Consider the following 21209-nt stretch of genomic DNA (forward strand, 5'->3'; position numbering starts at 1 on the left):
GGCAAGCAGTTTGCCCAGCCCAGCTCCGCAAGACCACGCAGCGCGCCGATATTCAGGCGCGCTGTTTCAACGTTGCCCGCATGCCTCGGCGCTGGCCTACACCTCCACCCCCAGTGCCGCCAGATCGGCCTGAAGTTGCGGGGCCGAGACGTACTGCACCGCCCGCATCCCGGTGCGGCGCGCCGCCTCCACGTTCTGAATGCGGTCGTCGATCATCACGGCCCGGTCTGCCGGAACGTGGGCAAGCTGCACTCCGAGGCGGTAAATCACCGGGTTGGGCTTCATCACGCCGAGGTAGCAGGAGGTGAAAAAGCCCTGCAAGAATTCGTCCAGCTTGAAGGTGTCGATGCGGTGGGCGTTGAGGTCGAAGCCCTCATTGTTGAGCGCGTACATCCGGTGGTGATTTGAAAGCTGGCGGGCCAGGTCCAGCGTCGGCGGGTAGGGGCGGCTCTGGGCATACATGGCGGCGCGAAAATCGTCCTTGCTGAATTCGCGCGCCTCAAAGAACACCGTCTGATCGAGGTATTCGTCGAGCGTCACGCGGCCCAGTTCGAGTTCGGGGGCTACCAGCTTGTGGCGCTCACTGAAATCGCTGGCATCGAGGCCGAAGCGCTCGACCACCCCAGCCCGCTGGTCGCGGTCCCAGCCGTTGGTGAGCAGCACGCCGCCGATATCCCAGAAGAGGGTAAAGGCGGGCGCGGTAGATCTGGTGTTGGTCATGGACCCAGCCTACGCCTGCCAGAGCCACCATCCGGCACGCTCGCGTCACTCGCCGGGTTGCCCTTGCTGCCCAACGGGTGACGGGCACGGGCAAACAAAGCGGCGAACGGCCTGCTCCTCACAACTGGGAGCAGGCCGTTCAACGTTGCAGGGAGTTCAGTTATCGGCCAGATAAGTCAGGGTCAGTTTGGGACGGTTGGTGGTGTTGGCCGGGTTGCCGCTGAAGCTGTACGCCTGACTGGCGACGAACGGCGCAGCGGTGATGTTGGCGAAGCGTACCGGATACTGCGGTAAGGTGTTTTGCGTGGCGCGGGCCGCCCAGTCGGATTTGACTCTGCCCAGCACGTCAGCGTTCATCAGTGTGCCGTTAAGAGGTTGCAGTTCGTTCATCGGCAGCAGTTTGCTGAGGTCCACGGCGTGCCGTACGCCAGGCCCTGCACCGTCAGTTTCCTTGCCCCGATATTGAGGGGGATGTACACAGCACACCGACGTACGCAGCCGAGGGCTAGATCTTGAAGTCGGCGGCCAGGATATTGGCAGGCTGCCCAGGTCGAAGATGAGGTCGGCAGTCTGGGTGCTGTTAAGGGCGTCGCCGATGGTCAGGCTGAGGGTGAGGGGCGTGACGATGTAAATGCCTGCCAGAAGACCGACCGAGATGCCTACATCTCGACTGAAATCGCTGTAATGCATTTCGTTGAGGTTCCTGACCTATGTACTGAAGCTGGCGTTGTACTGCGAGGTCAGGAAGACCCCCGCCGCCCTCTCGACTGTGGTGGAGAGGTAATGGCTGTGGGTCTGGGCGGCCATCGCCAGCGTGCCCAGCACCATATACCTCCGTGGGCAAGCAGCCCCAAAAGCGCTTCCAGGTGGGGGCCGTTGCTGGCTCACCGCCTCGATCAAGGCAGGAGGTCCGCCAGTCGGGGTGTACAAATCGCCGCCGAGATCCTGGGCTTTTAGCGGGCGTAAGGTCAGTTCAGAGAGGCCGCTGCCTGGCCCTAGCACCGAGCGGCTGCTGACGATCATAGGCGGCCCGGCGCGGGAGTGGGCCAGTGTCGTTAGCACCCGCCGCGACTCAGCATCGGCCGCTTCCCAGTCGTCGAGCAATGGCACAGGTGCCCAGAAGCGTCAGCCAGTCGGCAGCCGACACAGGAAGCGTACACAGAGACCTCAACGGTAACAGCAGTGGCTCCAGGGTCTGGAAGGCGTAGCCCGGAGCGCCCCAGGAGACCTGGCTGGCCACCTCGCGCTGAGGCCCGTAGTAGGTCCGATTTGCTCAGACCTCCCGCGCCGCAGACTCACAGAGTTTCGCCGCACCTGACTTGATTCAGGCGGGACAGTTCGTGGCGGCGGCCCAGCAGCGGCGTCGTGCGGCGTCAGGGTCAGGCCCAGCTCACGCGCTTCCTGCTCGGTCAGGTGGGTGTCTGGGTGCTGGGCGGCGCTGAGCAGGCTGTGAAGTTCGCGCAGCAACTCGGGCGACAGCAGCATCGCAGCGATCAAGCGGTAAGCGAAGGCCACCGCCTGAACCGCCGCCAGATCGCCCGCCGTTAGCGCTTCTCGCAGCGCCTGCGCGTCGCAGGGAAGAACCGTGTAGAGGTGAGTTTCCCTAGCCTCGAACAGCCCGGTGCAACTGCGCCACTGCCACCGGCCAAGCTGTTCATGAAATCGGCGGCATCGGGCCAGAAGTGCTGGGCCACCCGGCGGCGCAGTTGCGTGCCCGAGAGGCACAGGTACACCAGCAGCAGCGGCTTTTCACGCTTGAAGTCCAGCTCACTGAGCTTGAGCTGGCCCAGCGTCACCAAGCGCGGCGGCATATCCCAGCTTAGCGGTTGACCGCCGCGAAAGGCGGACGCGGCCCGGCTGCTATACTCGGGCCATGTTCCGCTCGCCCGCTTTCTTCATCTCGTGTTGTCCGCGCTGCGGGTGTCGACGGTAGCTGCCGCATTGTTGTGCTGCCGCCGCCGCGACCCCGAGTCGGCAGGCGGTTTTTTGTGCTTTCTCACATTGACTCTCCCGCTTTCCCCTGCCCGGAGGCTTCATGAATCCAGCCGAATCAGATTCCGCCGCGACCCCAATCCCCGATCCCGCCTTCAGCGCACTGTTTCCTGATCTGAGCTGGCCGGACATCAATCTGCACGACTCGATGCAGCGCCAGAAAGTCAAATTCGAAGCGGGCACGCCGGGCAAAGTCGGCATGTACTTGTGCGGACCCACCGTCTACAGTGACGCCCACCTGGGCCACGCCAAGAAGGAAGTGGCCTTTGACGTGATCCGGCGCTATCTGACCCACCGAGGCTACTCGGTGCGCTACGTCAGCAACATCACCGACGTTGGCCATCTCCAGAACGACGCCGACGAGGGCGAGGACAAGATCGCCCGCCGCGCCGCGCTGGAAAAGCTGGAACCGATGGAGGTGGCCGAGAAGTACTACTGGAGCTTCATGGACGACATGGGTCGGCTGGGCGTGCAGCGGCCCAGTATCCAGCCGCGTGCCACCGGTCACATCACCGAGCAGATCGAACTGATTGAGGAACTGATCGCCAGAGGCCACGCCTACGCGGCGGGCGGCAGCGTCTACTTCGACGTGCGCAGCTGGCCCGAGTACGGCAAGCTCTCGGGCCGCAAGCTCGACGATCAGGAGGAGGGCACCCGCGAGGCGGTGCGCGGCGAGAAGCGTGACGCCCGCGATTTTGCGCTGTGGAAGAACGCCGAGACCGGGCACATCATGCGCTGGAATTCGCCGTGGGGCGAGGGCTTTCCCGGCTGGCACATCGAATGCTCGGCCATGAGCCTCAAGTACCTGGGCGAGAACTTCGACATTCACGGCGGCGGCCTCGATCTGGAATTCCCGCATCACGAGGCCGAGATCGCCCAGGCCGAAGCAGCGGGCCACGGCTTTGCCCGCTACTGGATGCACAACAACATGCTGACCATCGGCAACGAGAAGATGAGCAAGAGCAAGGGCAACTTCACGACCCTCAAGGATTTGTTCGAGCGGGTCGATCCGCAGGTCATCCGGTTTTTGCTGGTGGGCAGCCACTACCGCTCGATTACCGAGATGAGCGAGGAGGCGTTCGTCAGCGCCCAGAACGGCTACCGAAGGTTGCATGACGCGCTGAGCGAGATCGAGCGCCGCCTGCCGACTGCCCCAGATCGCCCCGACGCCCTCTCGGCAAAAGTCGCCGGGCACGTACAGACGTTCGAGAATGCCATGAGCGACGACTTCAACACACCGCGCGCCGTGGCAGCGCTGTTTAACCTGACGAGCGACGTAAATGCAGCCCTGGCAGCGGGCGAGGTGGGACGCTCAGCTCTGGCGCAGGCGCAGGCGGCTTACCGGGAACTCGGCGGACAGGTGCTGGGCCTCTTCGCGGCGGGGGCAGCAATCGGTGCAGCCGACGACACCGCCCTGGTCAGCACCTTGATGGACGTGGTGCTGGAAGCCCGGCAGCACTACCGCCTCAGCAAGCAGTATGCCCAGAGTGATGCCCTGCGCGGCAAGCTGGCCGAGGTCGGCGTGACGGTGGAAGACACCAAGAACGGAGCACGCTGGAAACGTTAAGCCGCCGAAAACAGGTTGTCATACGGTTGCCGTTCAATTCGTTCCAAAAATGGAAGGCCACGATTTCCATCACTCCTTTCCCGGCAACCGATTTTTCCTCCTCCCCTTCCTGGGGCCAAACGGACTGTCATCGTGGGCAGCTCCTGTATAGGGCGACTCCTCTCCATGAGGACGCCTGCCTACTGGTCGGGTCAACCGTTCTCTCATCAGGGATTGACCGAAATCCCTGTCAGAAACCTGGAAGAGGCCCCGAGTAAGCTGACCCTTGAGCGTTGTCCCCCCAGATGCTTGAACGCTCGTCTTCCCTCCAAACAGGTCAGGCCCGCCGCCCCCCCGGTGGGCCTGATCACTTTTGCTCACCGCAGGCACGCTTGCCTGAAAGCCTTACAGCAAGCCCAAGGCCAAAGCGCTCAGCACGGCGCGGGTCCGATCATGGACTTCAAGCTTGAGCAAAATGCTCGAAACGTGATTCTTGATGGTCCCCTCCTGAAGATTCAAGGCCAGCGCAATCTGTTTGTTGGAGTAGCCACCGGCCATCAGGCGCAAGACGGCTTGTTCACGCACCGTCAAATTGAGGTCTGGGCCTGGCGTGGCAGCTTGAGAGAGGTGACGGGCCACACCGCTGTAAATGAGCCGCTCACCGGCGACGGCGGCCCGCAGCGTCAGCAGTAGATCGTCGAAATGCACGTCCTTGAGCAAGTAACTGTGCGCTCCCAGCCGCAGACCGCTGAGGGCACTGGTTTCGTCACTGAATGTGCTGAGCAGCACCACCGCCACCTCGTTGCCCTCCAGCCGTAGGGTCCGCAGGACGCCGAGGCCGTCCAGATGCGGCATCCGCACGTCCAGGAGCAGAATATCGGGCTGAAGTTGGCGGGCCATTTCCAGCGCGGCGAGTCCGTCGGCCACTTCGGCCACCACCTCGATATCGTCGGCCAACGACAGAAGTCTGAGCAGGCCCTGTCTCACCAACGTTTGATCGTCGGCCAACAGTAACCTCACGGCTGTGACCTTAGCGGAACGAAGGCTTCCACGCAAAAAAACTGTGGTCCCCGTTGAACGCGCAGGTGACCGCCCACCGCTTCCAGGCGCTCACGCATTCCACTCAGACCGTGGCCCTCGCGCGCGCCGCTACTGGGCCGAGCCACATTCTCGATTCTCAGGCAGACGCCACTGGGCTGACTGCTCAGGCGCATCTGAACTTCTGAGGCGTTGGCGTGCCGCACCGCATTGGTCAACGCTTCGCGGGCGCATTTGAGCAAGATCTCGCGGCTTGCTTCGCCCAGCGGGGCCCAGGTCTCTCGCAGCGAAGCCTCGCACTCAAAGTGAAGCTGAACAGCGGGAAGCTGATGACCGAGCTGCCTCATCTGATCTTCGAGCCGTTGGAAAGTAGGCGGCGTGAGTGAAGGCGGCTCCCGGATAGCATTCACGGTCTGACGCACCTCGCTCAGCAGTTGCTGATTCACATTCTGGGCGCGTTCGACCGCTTCGCGTACCCGGCCACTGGAAACCTGGTAAGCGAATTCCAGCTCCAAGCCCAGCGCCGTAAGGTTGTGACCCAAGGTGTCGTGCAGGTCGCGGGCGATACGGTGGCGCTCCGAGGCCTGCGAAGCCGCTGCCACTGCACTCTGGGCTTCTTCCAGTTCTTGATTGAGCCGGACCATTGCCAGGCGCTGTGCGCGCTCGCGCAGCAGAATTTTCATCAGGTAGACCGAGAAGAGCTGCATCAGGGTGTAGGACGGATACAGCAGCATTTTGTAGACCAGCGGCACCCCCCAGGCATTGGCCCAGGCAAGCGCCAGCGACTGCAAGACGGTCCAGGCCACCGCCCAGCGACTACTGACCACCGTCGCGACAACCATCGCGCTGATGACCTGAAGCGACAGCGCCGTGAAGCCCTCCAGGCGACTGAATGTCAGGTTGAACACGAGTGAGCAGAGCGACATCAAAAGCGCCATTTTCAGCCGCAGCGGCCTGGACACGCCCGGCCAGCTCTGGACTGCCAGCCCCAGCCCGAACCCCAGATAGCCCAGCGTTCCCACGACCAGCGCAGTCCAGCTGAGTACCCTCGGCTGGGTGTAACACAGCGAGGCGATCAAGACCGCCTGTCCGCCGTACATCAGCCCGAAGAGCAGCCGTCCCACGACCGGTGAGAGGACGTCCGCGACGTTCTGGCGGGAGGCCGGAAAGAAGGGATCGGGTGGCAAGGTCATGACTGAGTTTAGGGCAGTGAACCCGATGATAAGACATTCAGCTTTGTCAAGTGCCAGAGGTCATGGTCAGGAGGGGTGACTTCTGGGTGTAGCTCAGGCACCAAGGCAGCCACACAATAAAACCAGCGTTCAGGGAGGAAATTATGAAACAACTGTTACTCGCACTTCCCATCGTGTTTTTGGCGGCGTGTGGCCAGACCAACACCCCGTCGGCTGCTCCGGCTGGCAACCAGAGCAGCCGTCTCCCCTCGGCATCAAGCGGTTATCAAGATTACCTGGCTTGGCTGGCACAAAATCCCCATGAACCAGGAGAGCCCACGACGTTGAGCGCACAGAACAGGCCTGCTTGTTTCTCTAGTGCCAACTGGCAATCCGGCCACTACCATTACACGAGGCTGACTGATTACTACGGAAACACCACGTTGATGGTGCAGGGCGACGGCACAACGGGTTATTATTACAACGAATATCATTACAGTGACGGCTGCTGAGGGTCAATACACATTTCAACGAGGCGGGCGAAGGTTCTAAACTTGAGAGAGGGAACAAGGCAATAACTGCCAAGTTCCCCCTCTTAAATTCAATTTCCAGTCAAGCCACTACACCAACGTATCCTTACGCCTGCTGGTACATCACCGCCCGCTTGACTTCCTCGATGAGCTGGGTAATCGGGATGTCGCGGGGGCAGGCCTCGGTGCAGTTGTAGGCGGTGCGGCAGCGCCACACCCCAGTGTTCTGGTTCATCACGTTGAGGCGCTGCTGGGTGGCGGCGTCGCGGGTATCGAAAATGAAGCGGTGGGCCTGCACGATGGCCGCCGGGCCGATATAGCTGCCGTTGACCCAGAAGATCGGGCAGGAGGTGGTGCAGCAGGCGCACAGAATGCAGTTCGAGCCGTGATCCATGCGCTCGGCGTCTTCCGGCGACTGCAAGCGCTCGGCCGCCGGAGCCGGGTTGTCGTTGATGAAGTACGGCATGATCGAGCGGTAGGCGTCGAAGAACGGCTCCATGTCGACCAGCAGATCCTTCTCGACCTTGAGGCCACGAATCGGCTCGGCAGTGATGGTGCCCCCGTCCTTGACCACGTCTTGCAGCAGGGTCTTGCAAGCCAGGCGGTTGCGCCCGTTGATCAGCATGGCGTCGGAGCCGCAGATACCGTGGGCGCACGAACGCCGGAAGGTCAGCGAGGGGTCGATATACCACTTGACGTGGTTGATGACGTCCAGCACCCGGTCGCCAGGGCTGGCCTCCACCTGATAGGTTTCCCAATGCTGCTTTCTGTCCTTTTCAGGATCGAAACGCAGAATTTTGACATTAATGTTCATAAATGACTCCGGCGGCTCTTGAGAGACCGCTTAGAAGGTACGCGGCTTGGGGGGGAACTTGAACCCGGCGGCCTCTGCGGGCGTGTAGGTGGTCAGGCTCTCGTACTCGCCGTCGGCGGCGTCCTTGAACACCACCGGCTTGTAGCCGATCCTGACGTTGCCCGGCTGGGAAAAGTCCTTGTAGGCCATGGTGTGCTTGAGCCAGTTGACGTCGTCGCGGGTGTGGAAGTCCTCGCGGTCGTGTGCGCCGCGCGACTCGGTGCGGTTGAGGGCCGAGTGAGTCATCGCCTCAGCACAGTCGAGCATGAAGCCGAGTTCGAGCGCCTCGACCAGCTCCGAATTGAAACGCTGCGAGGGGTCCTGCACATTGACGTGCTGGTAACGCGCCCGGAGTTCGCGCAGAATCTCGACCTGCTTTTCCATGTCCGGGCCGTTGCGGAAGATGCCGACGTTGTTCATCATCGTTTCCTGCAATTCCTTGCGGATGCGCGCAGCATTCTCGGAACCGTCAGCGTTCTTGAGGTTCTCGATCAGCGCCCTGGACTCCACCTCGGGGTTCTCCGGCATCTCGGCCAGCTCGGTGCCGCGCGCGTACTTGGCAGCGTTGATGCCCGAGCGTCGGCCGAAGACGATCAAGTCGCCCAGCGAGTTGGTGCCGAGGCGGTTCGCGCCGTGCAGCGACACACAGGCCTGCTCGCCCGCCGCGTACAGCCCCTCAATCAGGGTGCCGTTGTCGTCGGCGATGCACTCGCCATCGATGGTCGTGGGAATGCCGCCCATGGCGTAGTGGGCAGTGGGCTGAATCGGCACCAGATCCTTGACCGGATCGAGGCCCAGGTAGGTGCGCGACAGATCGGTGATCTCACTGAGCTTGTTCTCGATCACGTCTCTGGGCAGGTGGGTCAGGTCGATGTTGACGGCGTCCTTGTCGGGGCCGACACCGCGTCCCTCGCGGATCTCAGTGTAGATGCTGCGCGAAACGATGTCGCGCGGCGCGAGGTCCTTGAGGGTCGGCGCGTAGCGCTCCATGAAGCGCTCGCCGTCCTTGTTGCGCAGAATGCCGCCCTCGCCGCGAATGCCCTCGGTCACCAGAATGCCGAGCTTGGTCAGGCCAGTGGGGTGAAACTGGTAGAACTCCATGTCTTCCAGCGGCAGGCCCTTGCGGTAGTAGATGCTCATGAGATCGCCGGTCAGGGTCAGGGCGTTACTCGTGATCTTGAAGATGCGCCCGTAACCGCCCGCCGCCAGAATGACCGCCTTGGCATGGAAGGTGTGAATCTCGCCCGTTGAGAGTTCGTAGGCCACTACGCCCGAGCAGCGCCCGTTCTCGATAATCAGATCGAGCACGTGAAACTCGTTGAAGAAGGTGGTGCCTTCCTTGACGTTCTGTTGGTAGAGGGTCTGGAGGATCATGTGGCCGGTGCGGTCCTTGGCGTAGCAGCTGCGCTCGACAGCGGCCTTGCCGAACTCGCGGGTGTGGCCGCCGAACTTGCGCTGGGCGATTTTGCCTTCCTCGGTGCGCGAGAACGGCAGACCCATGTGCTCGAGTTCGTAGACGGCCTCGATCACGTCTTTGGCGAAGATCTCGGCGGCGTCTTGATCGGTCAGGTAATCGCCGCCCTTGATGGTGTCGTACATGTGCCATTCCCAGTGGTCCTCGGCGACGTTGCCCAGCGCCGCGCCGACCCCACCCTGCGCCGCGCCGGTGTGCGAGCGGGTCGGGTAGAGTTTGGAAATGCAGGCAACCGACACGTTGCCTTTGGCCGCGTAGAGGGCCGCCATCAGGCCAGCGCCACCAGCGCCGACCACCAGAACGTCATAACGATGATGCATCTTGTCGTCCTTTATAGAGCGCACGCGGCCAGATTTCAGTCACGGCGATTAAGGTTGGGGACTTTGTGGCAAGGCGGCTGGGCTGCCGCCCGCCCAGTCGGGGTACTCAGTACGGATTGAACGAGAACAGGCCCACCGTGCCCAGCACGAAGATCATGGCAACCACCGTGAAGAAGGTGTTGCGCACCCAGGCGCGGTTGGGTCGGCTGCGCACGTAGTCGTCGATGCTGTAGCGCGCGCCGTTGACGCCGTGCAGCATGGCCAGCGTCAGCAGCAGCCAGTCGTAGAACTTCCAGGCGGGGTTGGCCAGTTTGTTGACCACCGCGTCGAAGGTCGCGTCGGACTCGCTGACCTGCACGAAAGTCATGTAGATGTGGCCGAGCACCAGGAAAATCAGGATCAGGCCGCTGATCCGCATGAAAATCCACCAGTTGAGCTCGGCGTTGGTATGAGACTGCTGCTTGGCATCTTGCATGGTGCGGGCGCGAATCGTCATTTCAGTTCCTTATTCCTTTAGACGCCCGCCGCCACGCGCGGCAGCACCTTGATCGCGACGTAAACGGTCCAGACGATGCTGATCAGCAGCACGCCGTACCACAACTGGCGCTGATAGGCCACGCCCTTGCCGGTAAAGTCCATCACGATGATTCGAAGACCGTTCATGGCGTGGTACATCACGCCGCCCGCAATGGCGATGAGGCCCAGCCGAAACAGAATGAAGTCGTAGCCGCCGTGCACCGCCATATAAATTTTCTCACCGAACACGAAGAGGCTGATGCTGATGACGTGAAGTAGGAAATACGCCAGAATCGCCAAACCCGAAAGGCGGTGAAGATAAAAGGCCCACTGGCCCTCTCTGCCTTTATACATAACGTCCATGCCTCCTTGCCGCGCTCACGTCGCCCCACCTGCTGCCGACCCCCGTACAAGGAGGCCGACTGCCGGGGCAAAGTCCACACTAAACCGCCGCTCAGAATACCACCGACCCTCGCCAAAGCCGTGTTCTCCGGCTTACCGTGCGGGACAATCCGGCAGCGCCGAGATGTCACTCGGACCGGAACGCGGCGGACCTGAGCGCTGGTGAGCGGGATATGGGTGATCGGGGCCGTCAGCGGGCCAGGACTCGGTAACCACTCGGCCAAGCTTCAGGGCGTTGGCTCCAGCAGCGGCTGGAAGCCCACTGCCACCCGCTCACCGAGCCGCAGAATAGTAATGGCCCCTGCAGGCAGCGGAATGACCAGCAGATCGCGCACCGGTAGTGCAGGCACGCCCGCCATGACGGCGCACAGATCGCCCTTGTAATCGCTTCTGAGTGTCACCGGACGGCCCCGGACCTTCACGGTGGTCGGCTGGCCCCGGAACAGCAGCAGGGCGTACTGCTCGCCGTCCACATCCAGCAACTCGCCCGCCCTACCCTCCGTTCCCTCATTCTCGATGACCGGCAGCACCCCCACGTGCAGGCTCAATCGCACCAGATCGAGCAGCGCCTCGCTGTGGGTCCGGCTGAGCTGCAAGAAGGTGCGGGCCTCGGCAAACGCCCGGCTGAGCGCCTCGTCGTCGCCCTGGGCGGCGTAGGCCAGCAGCGTCTGCGCGCCCTGGCGGGCAAAGGTCAGCAGCGTTTCGGGCGGCGCGGAGGCGTAGCGCTCGGCACTCTGGGCCGACACCTTGTCGGGGTTGATCTCACCGCCGCGCAGCCGCTGGGCCACTGCGCGGGCCAGCCGCAGGTGGGTGTAGCTCGCGCCGGGTTCAAGCAGGGCGGCCGTGAGCCGGGCCTCGACCGCCAGCGGAAACAGATCGGTGTGCGTCACCGGGCGCAGTTCCAGCGCCAGATCGTCACCGATCAGCGAGAGCCGCACCGGCTGCCCGGCGAACTGGCTCTCCGCGTCGGGCCGCTGGGCCGAGAGGCGCACGATGTTCATGCTGCGGGCGGCCCCGGCCAGCTCGCCCGACACCTCAGTCGCGCTCAGCTGCACTTCCCAGCCGGGCTGCGGCTCGGTCTTGCCGACCAGCACCGCCCGCCAGGTGATCGGCTGCCCGCGCCAGGTGGTCTGCTCGCCGCCGGGCAGGTGAATGGCCAGCGACAGCGCCTGCACGCTGGGTTCGGGGAGTCGCAGCGCCTGGCTACGGGCAAACAGCAGGCCTTCCAGCAGCGGCCACTCCAGGCCCTGCCCGCCGCTGGTGACCGGAATGATACTTTCCAGAAATGTCAGCAGCCGACTCGCCGCACTGCGAATGGGCGGGCGCTCGGCAGCGCTGCGCGGCGAGTCGGGACCGCGTTGCAGCGCCTGCACCAGTGCCTGGCGCACCTCGAAGCTGAGCTGCTCGTGCTCGGCAGCCTGCACCTGGGCGTCCATCACGTCGGCCCGGGGACCGCGCGGAAAGGGCGTGTCGGCCAGCTGGGTCAGCGCCGACTTGACCTGGATGTAGCGCCGGGAGAGTTCCCCGGCCTGCACGCTGAGCTGCTGGGCTAGGGTGCTGAGCACCTGGGCGGCGATGTCGGGGTCGTGCAGCGAGGAAAAAGCGTCGTGCAGCGGCGGCACCGCCGTACCGGGTCCGCCGCGCTCCAGGTTCTCGGTCAGCGCATAGGCCAGCCGGATGGTCGAGAGCCGGGGTTCCTTGAGCCAGATGCGGGCCTGCTGGCGCGCGCGGCTGCGCAGCTCGGCGTGAAACAGCGCCGCCTGCAGGTGCCCCAGCACCTCCCACTCGTTGCGCTCACCCTGCGCCGCGCCGCTGTCCGAACGGGCCGCCTGCTGGGTCTGGAGCTGGCCGAGCTGATCTTTGAGATTGTCCGGCACGGCGTTGAGCTTGCCCAGTTCCAGATCGGCCATGTCCATGACGCCCAGCGCGCCCATCTGCTCGCCGTCCATGTGCCGTCCGGTGGGGGTGGTGCCACTGAGCGCAGCCCGCCACAGCCGGTCGGCCATGCGCACCCGGCGCATCATGGCCGAATCGAGCGAAGCGCCGAGCAGATAATCGCGCAGCTCGGAGAGTCCCCGCTTGCCGCCGCGCGGCTCGCGGCCCCGCTGCACATCCGCCACCTTATATTCGAACAGCTCCACCAGTTCCGCGTCGTGCCTCACGTGCTCAGTATAGTTTGCCAGGTCTTTCCGGCTTCTTTCTAGCGTTGGGGGGCCGTGTCAGGGGCGCGTGAGAATCGGTCGGCTATAACATGAACGATATGGCTGCCTCTCTCGTTTTTCATCTCTCGGCTGGTATGGTCTTGGCCCGTGTGATTTCAGCCAGTGTGGTCGGGCGCAGCCGGTGAGCGCGCTGATCACCGTCGCCCTGCTGTGCGCGCTCTTCGTGGTGGCGGCCCTGCTGCTGATTCGCCCCAGTGAGCGCGCACTGGCACTGGGCGTCGCAGGTGTGGCGCTGCTGGCGGGGCTGCTGATCGCCCTCAGCGGCAGCGTCGAGCGTGCCCAGGGCCTGCTGGTCAGTGCCCTGGCCATCGGCGGCGGCACACTGCTGCTGCTCGGCGGCGAGCGCCAGCTTTCCCGCCCCGCTCAGGTGAGCCGCACCGGGGGGCCGCGCCCGGCTGTCAGCCCCGGCGCGCGTGACCTCACCAAGTTGCCTACCATGACTGATCTCAAGTTTGCCGATTACGAGGTGCTCGACCGCATCGGTATCGGTGGTATGGGCAGCGTCTACCGCGCCAGGCGCAAGCAGGACGGGCGCACCGTGGCCCTCAAGGTGCCGCAGGAAAAGTACCTGGCCGACGCCAAGTTCGTCAAGCGCTTTTACCGCGAGGCCGAGGTCCTCAAGCGCTTCAATCACCCCAACATCGTGCGGGTCTACGATTACCGCTCGCAGGGCGACGAGTACTACATCGCCATGGAGTTTCTCGACGGTGACAGCCTGGAAGCGGTGCTGGAAAACAAGCAGCTCGCTGACACCGAGACCGTGCAGATCATTCGCTCGCTGGCCGACGCGCTGCGTCACATTCACGCCCAGAACGTCGTTCACCGTGACATCAAGCCTGCCAACGTGATGGTGCTGCGCGGCGCGATTCAGGACGGCAAGCTGCGCGAGGGCGGCGTCAAGCTGATGGATTTCGGCATCGCGGTGGGCAAGGTGCTGACCCGCCTGACCATGACCGGGGCGCGGGTCGGCACTCCGATTTACATGGCCCCCGAACAGGCCAAGGGCAACCGGGTGGACGCCCGCAGCGACGTGTACTCGCTGGGCCTGCTGGCCTACGAGATGATCACCGGCCAGACCGCCTTCCGGGGCAGCTACGAGGCCGTGGTACATCAGCAGATCTTCGAGTCGCCCAAGCCGCCCAAGCAGGTGAGGTTGGAAGTGCCGGGCAAGCTCAACGATCTGGTGCTGGGCATGATCGAGAAGGACCCGGCGCTGCGGCCCTCGCTCGATGAGGTGATCAGCCGCCTGGACGCCGGGGTGCTGAGTGACGAGACCTTCAACGATCCCTACGCGCTGGCCATGAGCGTGCAGGAAAAGCGCGGCACCCTGCGCCTGCTCGACCTCAAGGGCAAGCTGCGGGTCAGCCTGCGCGACCAGACGGGCGAGAACTCGCTGCCGTCTGCGCCCAATGCGCTGACCGCCGACGAGGAAGGCAATATCTACCTGAGCCTGCCGGAATTTCGCCAGGGCAAGAGTGGCGCACTGATTCGCAAACTCTCGCCGGAAGGCCGCGAACTGCTGGCCTTCGGAACCTACGGTCTGGGCGAGAACGAACTGCTCGCCCCGGTCAGCATGACCCTGTGCGGCGACTCGCTGTTTGTCCTCGACGGCGAATCTCACCATGTGGTGGTGTTCGACCGGGCCGGGCAGTACCAGCGCCGCTTCGGCGGACGCGGGCAGGGCCTGGGGCGCTTCGAGAAGCCGCGCACCGTCGCCGCTGCCCAGAACGAGCACATCTATGTGCTCGACAGCGGCAACCGCGAGGTGCAGCGCTTCACACCGCAGGGCGAGTACGTCTCGCGCTACGCCTTCCGGATGGACCGCACCAGTGACGAGCTGCGCCCGCTGCACGGCCTGAGCGTGGACGCGCGCGGTACGGTCTATATCGTGGACAGCGTGGCGGGCAAGGTCCGCAAGATCGAGGCCGACGGCACCCCCGGCAACACCTTTACGCTCGAAACCCTGGTGGGCGAATCCAGCGACGCGCCCTGGCTGATGCAGGTCAGCACCGAGGGGCACCTGTTCGCCGTCAAGCAGGGCGGCCAGGTGCTGCGGACCTACAGCACAGTGGGCGATTTGCTGAGCAGCAACGACATGTACGCCCCGGTGCAGGCCATCGCGCTGGTCAACCGCCCGCTGGCGTAAAAAGCGAGAGAGGGGTCCGGGGAGCCTGCTTTCGCACGGCTCCCCGGACCCTTCGATGTGCTGGTTGCGGCCAGATGCTCAGCCCGTCATCTGGGTCTCGCGGTGCGGGGCAGCCTTCGGAGGCCCGATCAAATGAACAGCGGGGCTTCGGGGTCTTCGCTTCTGACAGCGTCGCGCGGCGGCAGCGACAGCACCCAGGCGGCCAGGCCCACGCCGATCAGCACGCCCAGGGCCACCAGCAACGCCGTGGTGTTCTGGTGCTCGCGAATGGCGGACTCGAGTTCGGTTTCCAGTCGGATCATGCATTTACCATAGCAAACAGGGGCGCGGGCGGGTCCGGCTCAGGCCTCACCCGCGTGGCCCGGCAGCGCCGCCTGCTTGAGCACCGCCTGGGTCAGCGCCGCCCTCAGCACCTGCACCGCTCTGTCGTACTCGGCCAGGTCGAGCCGCTCCTGGGGGGTGTGGTCGAGCGAACTGTCGCCGGGACCGTAGGCCAGGGTCGGCACCGGCCAGTGCGGAGCCACCACGTTCATATCGCTGGTGCCGGTCTTGAGCTTGAAGATGGGCGTGCCGCCGTGCTGCCGGATTGCCACCCGCAGGGCGCGGGCCAGCGGACTGTCGCGCTCGTGGCGCACCGCCGCCTCTTCTCCGGTAAAGTCAAGCTTTAGGCTCTCCAGATCGGCCAGCGCGGCGCTGAGCTGCTCACGGGCCAGCGACGGCGAGACGTGCGGGGGCAGCCGCAACCCGAACACCCCGCGCGCCACCTGCTCCAGCCCGTCACTTTCCGCGCCGAGCGACTGCACGGTGGCCTGCACCCGCCCGAAAACGCCCTCGCCCGATGCCTGCGCCGCCCACTGCCGCACCCGGAACCAGCTCTCGGTCAGGTCGTCGCCCGCGCTGCTGCCCTCGCCCGCCGTGTGGAAATTGTCTTTGCGGACCTCAATCTTGACGATCAAGCGGCCCTTGTAGCCCAGCGTGATGCCTTCCCAGCCGCTCGGCTCGCCGATCAGCACCAGATTGGGGTGGTAGCAGGCCGCCGCGTGGCGCGCGCCCCTGCTGCTGGCGACCTCCTCCTCGGTGGCCCCCACGCAGATGAAGGTGGCCGCCGAGAGGGCCGCGCTCTCCAGGCCCGAAACCGCCGCCGCGAAGGTGCAAAAGCTCCCCTTGGCGTCCACGCTGCCGCGCCCGTGCAGGACCCCCGAGTCGTCGAGGCGTACCGGGATATGGCCCGGCACGGTGTCAATGTGGCCCAGCAACATCACCGTGATCGGCCCGCTGCCGCGTACGCCCACCACGCTGCCTGAGGCGTCAATGTGCGCCACGAAGTCGCGACCCGCCATCCAGCCGCGCAGAAACTCGGCCACCTCGGCTTCCTGGCCTGAGACCGAGGCGCGCGAGACGGCTCCCACGATCAGGTCGCGGGCGGCAGGTTCAGTGATGGCCCCGCCGTCTTCAGTCACCCGACGCTCCGCTGCCCTGCCGGGCCACCGCCTCGCCCAGTGCCGAGATCAGCTTGAGCAGTTCGGCCAGCACCAGCAGCGCCACCGCCGTCACAACGCCGATGGTCACGGTCCACAGCGCCGGAATCTGGCTGCTCTTGCCCTGTTGCCACAGCACGTAGCCCATGCCCAGCGCGCCCAAGACCAGCACCAGCGCCAGCACCCGTACCGTCCATCTCAGGCCGCCCACCGATTTGGCCAGGCGGCTCAGTCGGGCCGTGTTGGCGGGCTGCTCGTACATCAGTGGCTGCGGCGCATCCACGGCGGGCGACTTTGCAGTGGTCGGCTGGGCGCTGGCTGGCTGATCCTTGTTGGGTTGGGATTTGGCCGGTTCCGGCTTGACGGATTCCACCCTGGGCGCTTGCGGCTTGGCCGTTTCAGGCGGTTTGCCGAATGTGGCGTTGGTTGGGCTGGGCGCACCCACGCTCACCGGGGGCGTGGCCTCGATACGGATGCTGCTGGGCTTCGGGGGCGTGGCTGAACCTGGCTGGGTTGGGCTGGGCTGGACCGGACTGGATTGAGGGCCGCCGATCTTGACCACCCTCGGGCCGCTCTCCGGAGGCGTTTCGGCGGGCGTCTCCTTACCGAGAACGATCGGTCCTGTCGGTGTCGCTGCCTGTGTAGGTTGCATCCCCAGCGGCGTTCCCAATGTCGGTGCTGCGGGTGGCTGGGTCGAAGCCGGGGTCGGGGGCACGGTGACCGGGGGACTGGCCGTCGTCGGCGCGGGCGAGAACATTTTGCTGCCCACGCTCGGCAGCGGTGAGGTGGGCTGCTGCTTGGCGCGGGCGGTGGTATCGCGCACCGTCTGGAAAAACCGCTGCACCCGGTTGGGGTCGAAGCCCAGCAGCGAGGCGGTGATGCTGGTGCCGCCCCCCGTCTCGACCCGCAGGGTGCCCTGATGGTCCGAGTGGATGCGGCTGATATCGCGCAGGGTCACCTGCTTGAGCGGGCTGGCCGGGTCGGCAGCCTGGTACAGCAGGAGTGTGGGCGTCAGGGCGAAAAACTGCTGCTCGTGATCGAGGCTCGCCAGCGGTGAATCGTTGATTCCCACTGCCTTGAGCGCTCCTAAAATTCGGTCATTCATGGCACCACTCCTTCACGCACGTCGCTTTCCGTCAGCATACCCGACCCTTCCACCGGGTGGCGGCCACCCACCGGAGGTTGGGGCCAAAAGAAAGTGCCTCGCTGGCCGACCGACAAGGGACCTAAGGAGCAAATTTGGGAGAGGAGGTGCTCTAAAGGCCGCTGAAGCTGACATTCACCCGCCTCCACCAGCGGGCAGCCAGACTGAGTCATGACCCAATCAGGAAGATACGGCGACACGCCGCTGGGCAAGAGTGACGAGGAACTCCGCGAGGAGGGTGCAGATGCCCTGACCAATTCCGAGCGCCGCCGCCACGCCGAGGTGGGCAGCGACGAGGTCGTGCCGGTACTGATTCCGATCGCCGGAACGAGCGCCCCCGCCGTGGTGGCCGCCGACTCGGTGCTGCCTGACGCTCAGGAACGCCGGGAGGAATCGTGACCGACCACAATAGATACGGCGACACGCCACTGGGCAAGAGCGACGAGGAACTCCGCGAGGAGGGTGCAGATGCCCAGATCAACTCCGAGCGTCAGCACGGCGCAGCGGCAGGCAGCGAAGCCGAACCCCCGGTCGTGGTGCCGATCATGACAAACGCCATGTCAGGTCAGGTCACGCCCGGCCTGGTCGTGACCGACGCCGACTTGAAGGAAGATCTGCGCGACGAGCACTGAACACCTGCAGCTTACCGAGAAGGCCCTGGCGGAGGACTGAGCCAGGGCCTTTTTAAGTGCTCGGCCACGCCAACGAGGCAGACGGGGTAAGAGTAACGAGGCGCTGAGCGAGGAGAGAGGCGACGGTCTGAGCGAAGACGAACGCCATCAACACACAAACATGGGCAGCGAGGCCGACATGCCGTATCACGGTTTAGACGCTGGTCAACAACGAGATAGACTCCGCTCTCTGCACAGCTAACCCGACAGAGCAAATCCAGCACTTCTGCGGCTAGAGTGCCCTGGGCCGGAACGCCACTGCCTCGGCCAGATGCACCTCGCGGATGTCGGGACTGCCGCCGAGGTCGGCCACTGTGCGGGCCAGCCTCAGCACCCGATCATGCCCGCGCCCGGTGAGGCCGAGCTGCCGCGCGGCGGCGGCCATGAAGGACGCGGGCCCCTGCGCCAGCGGTGCGTGCTGCCGCAGCGCCTGCCCTATCAGCAAGCTGTTGCGTTCGCCCTGGCGTGAGAGCATGGTGTCGCGGGCCGCCTGAATGCGGGCGCGGACCGGCGCGCTACTCTCCGGCGTTCCGGCACGGGTTAGCTCTTCCACGGTCAGGCGGGGCACGCTGACGCGCAGATCGATGCGGTCGAGCAGCGGGCCGCTGAGCCGGGCAGTGTAGCGGGTACGGGTCAGCGGCGAGCAGGTACAGGCTTTCTCGGGGTCACCAAAATGGCCGCAGGGGCAGGGATTCATGGCCGCGATCAGCTGAAAGCGGGCCGGATAGCGCAAGCTGGCCCGCGCCCGGCTGATGGTGACCTCGCCGTCTTCCAGGGGCTGGCGCAGGGTTTCCAGCGCTTTACGCGAAAACTCAGGCAACTCGTCGAGAAACAACACGCCCCGGTGCGCCAGGCTGACCTCGCCGGGCCTGGGGATGCTGCCGCCGCCGATCAGGCCCGCATCCGAGACGGTGTGGTGCGGTTGGCGGTAGGGCGGGGTGCGGATCAGGCCGCTGCGCTGGGTGAAGGAAGGGGAAGGGGAGTTCAGTATCACAACTTTCCAGCAGACCAAAGATACAGAAATTGGAATAACTCTAGAGTAGGGGCATTCAAAGAGTCTTACCTATCACATGTAGAACGTTTACAGACTGGAGAAGCTAAGTCTAGGTCAATGATCTTCAAAGGAGCAAGTCCAGAAATGAAAAAAGCAGCGAATCTACTAAGTTCTGAGAGACTTGACCAGGAACTAGCAGACTTCCGAGACTTCCAACTAGATAAAGAACAGTGGAGAAAGTACAACCAAGCCCAAAAAGAGTACAGAGACAGTCCAGAAGAGGCAGCACTCTACTTCGAGTACTTGGAAGCGCAAGCCGAAGATCGGAAGGTTTCTGATACTTCCCTTATAGCCTCCTCAGCACTTCAGACTACACTCCCCCAAACTTCCTCGCAATCCTTTCCCACACACAAATCTTTACCCTCATTCTTAAATCCTCTACCTCCCTGTAGACCTGTCTCCTTTATTTCTGCCCTTTAGTAATCCCCGCAAGCAAATTATCCCCCAAGATATACACCAACGCCTCTTCAATCCTCAAAAATTCCTTGAGATAAGAGGACTCAGACTGAAAGTCTGATATGGCCTGGGCCATTTTAAGAGGTCTGTTTATCTTTTAACCCTGTCGTTACAGCAGTAAAATCCTCCCCAAAGAAAACGGAGAACTATATGCAATTACCAAAGTACACCAAGATTGACTTCTCTCAACCAAGAGAAGCATTAACGCCTACAGAAGCACAAGATCAAATCGTTCAAAAGCTGCTGGATTTCTCAATTCTGTCTGTGCAATTGCTTACTCTTAGAAGTGGAGGTACTGTCATCAAAAGTACCAACTCTTATAAAGATGTATCCTTGTATCCAATTGTGGCCCAAGAAACGAGTGTAGGTAGTAACGGGCCCTACACAAGCAAGGTGATTTACGAGGATGCTTACTACAGAATAGATGTGGACTACGCCGAAAATGGCAGTGAGATTAAAAGAATTGAAACAAAACTGGATTAGGTGAGACGTATCTCTTGGAAGTGTCTCTGCGATAATTAAGGATGTCAATAACTAACTAAGTATACTCGGAGAATTTCGCCTTCACATTAAAATCGTTACTAGTCATGACTGGCCATGACAAATACGTTACTTCCGGAAGGGAAGCCACCGGGTTGCATAAGCGTTGCGCTACAAACAAGGCGCAATTTATTCTTTAGCCCCATAATGCCCATTTTTATTCCGGGGGTTTCAAGTGTATTGCCTTTCATGTATAAATCAGTGAGACAAGTGTCATTCAAGCTTTTAGATGGTGTGTAACCTAGAAAACTCATCGAAAAATCTCCGACGTATGGGTCTCCATTCCCGTTATAAGCCTGTCCCCATCCAAAAACGTCATATTTTAAAAATGCGCTAAGAATAGAATCATCACTTTTCCTAAGAACATGGAGAGAAATTCCTATTTCAAGAGAATACTCAAATTCTTTTGTTTTGTATTTTTTCATGGATTCGGGGGCATCCCTCAAAAGTCCAGAATATTTTAGAACGCATGAATGCTTTTTGCATAAGCTTGATGACATGACACTCTGTTTAGTACCTATCAATGAAGTAGCTAAAGAGGAGGAAATCAGTGACATAGACAATACAGCAGCCAGTTTCTTCATAATTTACTCAACCAGAAAGTGACTTACACCACTCTTACACTGCCAGAACTGCGCCTGATATAAAGGACGTTTTCGGCGTAGCTGAACTATCTTTAGTAACTTCTCTTCTACTAACTTCTCTCTGGAGGGGTTTCTCTCTCCCACACAGGTCCGGGCCTAGTTTTGCTCGGAAAAGTTTTTCCATCTCGGCGGAAAAGTTTTTCCAATTATTAAGATTCTGAAGAAATATCTGGGTGGTCAAACCTTCTGCCCCTCAGTACCTGACAACTTTGGTTTGAGGCTGTCCTAGACGGGGAAACTGTCAATTCCCTCTTGTCCCTCGACAAGGACGGCGAAAAGCGGTGAGTTGAA

The 21209-nt window shown here is 62.5% G+C and carries 23 protein-coding genes; 7 read left to right on the top strand and 16 right to left on the bottom strand.

The window, feature by feature from the left end; all coding sequences use genetic code 11:
• Positions 1-96: 96 nt before the first annotated feature.
• The 3 genes from GUI70_RS13890 to GUI70_RS13900 form a co-directional block, all read right to left on the bottom strand.
• A complete protein-coding gene (locus GUI70_RS13890) occupies positions 97-720 on the bottom strand; it encodes an HAD family hydrolase (protein WP_161882907.1) in 624 nt (207 codons plus the stop codon).
• A gap of 156 nt (positions 721-876) precedes the next feature.
• Positions 877-1410, bottom strand: a complete 534-nt coding sequence (locus tag GUI70_RS13895) for a hypothetical protein (protein ID WP_161882908.1) — start codon at positions 1408-1410, stop codon at positions 877-879.
• A gap of 18 nt (positions 1411-1428) precedes the next feature.
• On the bottom strand, positions 1429-1830 hold the full coding sequence (locus GUI70_RS13900) for a hypothetical protein (protein ID WP_161882909.1): 402 nt from the start codon (positions 1828-1830) through the stop codon (positions 1429-1431).
• A 255-nt stretch (positions 1831-2085) separates the two neighbouring features.
• Between GUI70_RS13900 and GUI70_RS13905 the strand changes: the two genes are divergently transcribed.
• On the top strand, positions 2086-2268 hold the full coding sequence (locus GUI70_RS13905; protein ID WP_161882910.1) for a hypothetical protein: 183 nt from the start codon (positions 2086-2088) through the stop codon (positions 2266-2268).
• Here the strand turns inward: GUI70_RS13905 and GUI70_RS13910 are convergent.
• Entirely contained in the window at positions 2265-2531 is a 267-nt protein-coding gene (locus tag GUI70_RS13910) for a hypothetical protein (protein WP_161882911.1), read from the bottom strand. The genes GUI70_RS13905 and GUI70_RS13910 overlap by 4 nt on opposite strands.
• A 224-nt stretch (positions 2532-2755) precedes the next feature.
• On the opposite strand from GUI70_RS13910, the gene cysS reads away from it, so the two are divergent.
• Positions 2756-4279, top strand: coding sequence for a cysteine--tRNA ligase (gene cysS, locus GUI70_RS13915; protein ID WP_161882912.1), 1524 nt, complete (start codon positions 2756-2758; stop codon positions 4277-4279).
• A gap of 384 nt (positions 4280-4663) precedes the next feature.
• Here the strand turns inward: cysS and GUI70_RS13920 are convergent, their stop codons facing one another.
• Both GUI70_RS13920 and GUI70_RS13925 read right to left on the bottom strand, forming a co-directional pair.
• A complete protein-coding gene (locus GUI70_RS13920; RefSeq protein ID WP_161882913.1) occupies positions 4664-5278 on the bottom strand; it encodes a response regulator in 615 nt (204 codons plus the stop codon).
• Positions 5275-6489: a sensor histidine kinase gene (locus GUI70_RS13925; protein WP_161882914.1), complete on the bottom strand. Its 1215-nt coding sequence runs from the start codon at positions 6487-6489 to the stop codon at positions 5275-5277. The genes GUI70_RS13920 and GUI70_RS13925 overlap by 4 nt, the downstream gene beginning before the upstream one ends.
• 143 nt (positions 6490-6632) lie before the next feature.
• On the opposite strand from GUI70_RS13925, the gene GUI70_RS13930 reads away from it, so the two are divergent.
• Entirely contained in the window at positions 6633-6980 is a 348-nt protein-coding gene (locus GUI70_RS13930; RefSeq protein WP_161882915.1) for a hypothetical protein, read from the top strand.
• 124 nt (positions 6981-7104) lie between these two features.
• Here GUI70_RS13930 and GUI70_RS13935 read toward each other — a convergent pair whose 3' ends face one another.
• The 5 genes from GUI70_RS13935 to GUI70_RS13955 form a co-directional block, all read right to left on the bottom strand.
• The gene (locus tag GUI70_RS13935; protein WP_161882916.1) at positions 7105-7812 is read right to left on the bottom strand and encodes a succinate dehydrogenase iron-sulfur subunit; all 708 of its coding nucleotides are present in this window, start codon (positions 7810-7812) and stop codon (positions 7105-7107) included.
• 30 nt (positions 7813-7842) lie between these two features.
• On the bottom strand, positions 7843-9645 hold the full coding sequence (gene sdhA, locus GUI70_RS13940; RefSeq protein WP_161882917.1) for a succinate dehydrogenase flavoprotein subunit: 1803 nt from the start codon (positions 9643-9645) through the stop codon (positions 7843-7845).
• A gap of 106 nt (positions 9646-9751) precedes the next feature.
• Positions 9752-10141 carry a succinate dehydrogenase hydrophobic membrane anchor subunit gene (locus GUI70_RS13945; protein ID WP_161882918.1) on the bottom strand — a complete coding sequence of 130 codons (390 nt, stop codon included), beginning with the start codon at positions 10139-10141 and terminating at the stop codon, positions 9752-9754.
• A 17-nt stretch (positions 10142-10158) separates the two neighbouring features.
• Positions 10159-10515, bottom strand: a complete 357-nt coding sequence (sdhC, locus tag GUI70_RS13950; protein WP_161882919.1) for a succinate dehydrogenase, cytochrome b556 subunit — start codon at positions 10513-10515, stop codon at positions 10159-10161.
• 275 nt (positions 10516-10790) lie between these two features.
• Positions 10791-12725 carry a hypothetical protein gene (locus GUI70_RS13955; RefSeq protein WP_161882920.1) on the bottom strand — a complete coding sequence of 645 codons (1935 nt, stop codon included), beginning with the start codon at positions 12723-12725 and terminating at the stop codon, positions 10791-10793.
• A gap of 496 nt (positions 12726-13221) precedes the next feature.
• Between GUI70_RS13955 and GUI70_RS13960 the strand changes: the two genes are divergently transcribed.
• Positions 13222-14931: a protein kinase domain-containing protein gene (locus GUI70_RS13960; RefSeq protein WP_438503492.1), complete on the top strand. Its 1710-nt coding sequence runs from the start codon at positions 13222-13224 to the stop codon at positions 14929-14931.
• Positions 14932-15059: 128 nt separating this feature from the next.
• On the opposite strand, the gene GUI70_RS24025 is transcribed toward GUI70_RS13960, so the two are convergent.
• The 3 genes from GUI70_RS24025 to GUI70_RS13970 are packed head-to-tail and all read right to left on the bottom strand — an operon-like array spanning position 15060 to position 17514.
• The gene (locus GUI70_RS24025; RefSeq protein ID WP_202630483.1) at positions 15060-15233 is read right to left on the bottom strand and encodes a hypothetical protein; all 174 of its coding nucleotides are present in this window, start codon (positions 15231-15233) and stop codon (positions 15060-15062) included.
• Between the two features lie 39 nt (positions 15234-15272).
• Complete coding sequence (locus GUI70_RS13965) at positions 15273-16391, bottom strand: [LysW]-lysine hydrolase (protein WP_202630484.1); 1119 nt, start codon at positions 16389-16391, stop codon at positions 15273-15275.
• Positions 16384-17514 (bottom strand): hypothetical protein, encoded by a 1131-nt coding sequence (locus tag GUI70_RS13970; protein ID WP_161882921.1) that lies wholly within the window; start codon positions 17512-17514, stop codon positions 16384-16386. The genes GUI70_RS13965 and GUI70_RS13970 overlap by 8 nt, the downstream gene beginning before the upstream one ends.
• Positions 17515-17724: 210 nt before the next feature.
• Here GUI70_RS13970 and GUI70_RS13975 point away from each other — a divergent pair, with 210 nt between their 5' ends.
• Both GUI70_RS13975 and GUI70_RS13980 read left to right on the top strand, forming a co-directional pair.
• Positions 17725-17952, top strand: a complete 228-nt coding sequence (locus tag GUI70_RS13975; protein ID WP_161882922.1) for a hypothetical protein — start codon at positions 17725-17727, stop codon at positions 17950-17952.
• A complete protein-coding gene (locus tag GUI70_RS13980; protein ID WP_161882923.1) occupies positions 17949-18185 on the top strand; it encodes a hypothetical protein in 237 nt (78 codons plus the stop codon). Before GUI70_RS13975 ends, GUI70_RS13980 begins: the two co-directional genes overlap by 4 nt.
• Positions 18186-18456: 271 nt before the next feature.
• Here the strand turns inward: GUI70_RS13980 and GUI70_RS13985 are convergent, their stop codons facing one another.
• Entirely contained in the window at positions 18457-19218 is a 762-nt protein-coding gene (locus tag GUI70_RS13985; RefSeq protein WP_237724917.1) for an ATP-binding protein, read from the bottom strand.
• 666 nt (positions 19219-19884) lie between these two features.
• On the opposite strand from GUI70_RS13985, the gene GUI70_RS13990 reads away from it, so the two are divergent.
• Positions 19885-20217 (top strand): hypothetical protein, encoded by a 333-nt coding sequence (locus GUI70_RS13990; protein ID WP_161882924.1) that lies wholly within the window; start codon positions 19885-19887, stop codon positions 20215-20217.
• A 98-nt stretch (positions 20218-20315) separates the two neighbouring features.
• Here GUI70_RS13990 and GUI70_RS13995 read toward each other — a convergent pair whose 3' ends face one another.
• Positions 20316-20858: a hypothetical protein gene (locus GUI70_RS13995; protein WP_161882925.1), complete on the bottom strand. Its 543-nt coding sequence runs from the start codon at positions 20856-20858 to the stop codon at positions 20316-20318.
• Positions 20859-21209: the final 351 nt, after the last annotated feature.

The organism is Deinococcus alpinitundrae, from assembly GCF_009982895.1.
GTDB classification, from domain to species: domain Bacteria; phylum Deinococcota; class Deinococci; order Deinococcales; family Deinococcaceae; genus Deinococcus; species Deinococcus alpinitundrae.

Coding starts and splice junctions, on each gene's coding strand:
- GUI70_RS13890 (WP_161882907.1), bottom strand. CDS start 720: ATGACCAACACCAGATCTACCGCGCCCGCCTTTACCCTCTTCTGGGAT.
- GUI70_RS13895 (WP_161882908.1), bottom strand. CDS start 1,410: ATGCATTACAGCGATTTCAGTCGAGATGTAGGCATCTCGGTCGGTCTT.
- GUI70_RS13910 (WP_161882911.1), bottom strand. CDS start 2,531: ATGCCGCCGCGCTTGGTGACGCTGGGCCAGCTCAAGCTCAGTGAGCTG.
- cysS (WP_161882912.1), top strand. CDS start 2,756: ATGAATCCAGCCGAATCAGATTCCGCCGCGACCCCAATCCCCGATCCC.
- GUI70_RS13925 (WP_161882914.1), bottom strand. CDS start 6,489: ATGACCTTGCCACCCGATCCCTTCTTTCCGGCCTCCCGCCAGAACGTC.
- GUI70_RS13930 (WP_161882915.1), top strand. CDS start 6,633: ATGAAACAACTGTTACTCGCACTTCCCATCGTGTTTTTGGCGGCGTGT.
- GUI70_RS13935 (WP_161882916.1), bottom strand. CDS start 7,812: ATGAACATTAATGTCAAAATTCTGCGTTTCGATCCTGAAAAGGACAGA.
- sdhA (WP_161882917.1), bottom strand. CDS start 9,645: ATGCATCATCGTTATGACGTTCTGGTGGTCGGCGCTGGTGGCGCTGGC.
- GUI70_RS13945 (WP_161882918.1), bottom strand. CDS start 10,141: ATGACGATTCGCGCCCGCACCATGCAAGATGCCAAGCAGCAGTCTCAT.
- sdhC (WP_161882919.1), bottom strand. CDS start 10,515: ATGTATAAAGGCAGAGAGGGCCAGTGGGCCTTTTATCTTCACCGCCTT.
- GUI70_RS13960 (WP_438503492.1), top strand. CDS start 13,222: ATGACTGATCTCAAGTTTGCCGATTACGAGGTGCTCGACCGCATCGGT.
- GUI70_RS24025 (WP_202630483.1), bottom strand. CDS start 15,233: ATGATCCGACTGGAAACCGAACTCGAGTCCGCCATTCGCGAGCACCAG.
- GUI70_RS13970 (WP_161882921.1), bottom strand. CDS start 17,514: ATGAATGACCGAATTTTAGGAGCGCTCAAGGCAGTGGGAATCAACGAT.
- GUI70_RS13975 (WP_161882922.1), top strand. CDS start 17,725: ATGACCCAATCAGGAAGATACGGCGACACGCCGCTGGGCAAGAGTGAC.
- GUI70_RS13990 (WP_161882924.1), top strand. CDS start 19,885: ATGCAATTACCAAAGTACACCAAGATTGACTTCTCTCAACCAAGAGAA.
- GUI70_RS13995 (WP_161882925.1), bottom strand. CDS start 20,858: ATGAAGAAACTGGCTGCTGTATTGTCTATGTCACTGATTTCCTCCTCT.